This is a genomic window from Catenulispora yoronensis (genome assembly GCF_039531695.1).
Classification (GTDB): domain Bacteria; phylum Actinomycetota; class Actinomycetes; order Streptomycetales; family Catenulisporaceae; genus Catenulispora; species Catenulispora yoronensis.
The window spans coordinates 1-1,003 of sequence record NZ_BAAAQN010000149.1 but is presented as its reverse complement, the minus strand read 5'-3'; the positions used below and the strand labels follow the sequence as shown (position 1 = coordinate 1,003).

General features: G+C 42.4%; 1 pseudogene. It reads right to left on the bottom strand.

Going from position 1 to position 1,003, the window contains the following annotated elements:
- Window positions 1-1,003 (bottom strand): annotated as a pseudogene (locus tag ABD481_RS46440) (DUF4011 domain-containing protein); the annotation flags it as partial.

The following is a 1,003-nucleotide window of genomic DNA, read 5'->3' as shown; positions in this document are numbered from 1 at the left end:
CAGTTGATTATTTTTATACGCACCGCAAGCCAATGGGGTTAATTGTAAAAACGCCCCTAACTGTAACGAGTCATTTTCAAGGGATATCTGAAGATCGTTTATGTTTTGCAAAATCTCGGAGGAATGAGTCATCTGCTCTAATGATATATCTGGATTGATAAACCATCCCTGCAAGGCAATGAGAGTATTCCGCACCTGTCGGTAAGATTGCATCAATACACCTTGCTCACCTAACCAAGATGCATGTTCTTCCAACAAGCTAGAAATACGCGGTAATAACTTAGCCTCGTGCTCGACCCGTTTAACCAAAGTCATTAATCTTGAGCTAATCTGCGATTTCTCGATTAAATGCACACCTTTGATAATCTCACCATCTAGGTTAAATAATCCAGAGCCTATCGCAACTCGCTTTCCAAAACCTATCCCGTAACAAGCTCGGACCTTCTTGTACCAATCACGCAATAACATGAGTTGTTCACAGTCGGTGTCCAACCCTCGGAATGCATTACCAAGTTGATTACCAAAGTCACTTTGTTCAAACCGTTGTAACAGCTCCGAATACTTGAGCAAATCAGCTGAGCAGCGTTTTAACTCAGCAAACTTAGTGTCAGGCTTACGAGATTGCGCCATGAGCAGTGCCTTGGCACTACGCCAATCACTCTTAAACCATGCAAATAATCCCCCTTGCTGGATAACAGCAACGGCATGCGCGAGCATCTCTTGGGAAGGCAACTGGTCCAATTGATACAAAGTAGATAGACCATCTCTTAAAGGACGCAATGTTTCGATTTGACACATTAAGTCGCGCAATACTGCATCGATATCATCATCATCAAAAAGAGGATCTCGAACTCTAATAAGCTCAGTCGGTAAAGCACCCAGAATCGACAACAACTCAGAGCAGAATAGCAATCCAGCTTGCGAATCATCGATATACGAAGCAATACCATCTGGCAAAGCATTTTTGAAATCGTTTAATTGCGCATAAATAGATGATAACTCA